At 49.3% G+C, this 830-nt stretch carries 1 pseudogene; it reads right to left on the bottom strand.

Annotated elements, in window-relative coordinates:
* Positions 1-830 (bottom strand): annotated as a pseudogene (locus A3756_RS25585) (bifunctional glutamine synthetase adenylyltransferase/deadenyltransferase); the annotation flags it as partial.

Here is an 830-nt window from a genome sequence, read left to right as displayed (position 1 = left end):
CAGGCGACTCATAACCTGCCTCTTGGAACATTGGCTGCAAAAGCTGTGAACGCTCTTCAGCCAGCCAAGCTGCCAACCAAGCCCTTCCTGCTTCCTCCTGATCACCATCTTCTTCAGGGTCATGCAGAAAATCGGCAAAGCATTGACTCACCGCTGAACGATGCTCATTCAGCTCTGCCTCTAAACTTGGCCAGTCTGAATAGCTCATCGACCAAGCAATACGCTGACGGCTCTCTTCTGATTCTGGAATTAACTGGGTTTGTTGGTCTGCCAAGCCTTGTATCGCATGCTCCAAATTACGCAATAGTCGATAGGCAAGTAATAAAGTATCGACCCATTCCGAGGGTAAATATTCATTTTCTTGCAATGTACGATAAACGCTTACCAAGCCCTGCTGCTGGAGGCGTTCGTCTCGGCCACCATGAATCAATTGGCAGGCCTGGGCAATAAATTCGATCTCTCGAATGCCGCCATCACCCAGCTTAATATTTTGCTCTCCACCTTTGCGGTGCATTTCAGCCATAATCATACGCTTCATATCGCGCAAGGCTTGCACAGAGGTAAAATCAGCATACTTGCGGTAAACAAAAGGGCTAATAATATCCATTAAGGCCGCGCTGGCTTCAGGGTTTGCGTCGGCATTAACGATACGCGCCTTGATCATGGCATAACGTTCCCACTCCCGTCCCTGGTTGTGATAGTAGTCTTCAAAGGAAGCGAAGTTCATCGCCAATGCGCCACTATCACCATAAGGCCGCAAGCGCATATCGACACGGAATACGAAACCCTCAGAGGTCATGGCATCCAAAGCATTGATGAGCCTTTGCCCC

It is taken from the genome of Oleiphilus sp. HI0086, assembly GCF_001635225.1.
The sequence above is the reverse complement of the archived record's forward strand: the minus strand, read 5'-3'. Positions and strand labels throughout refer to the sequence as shown.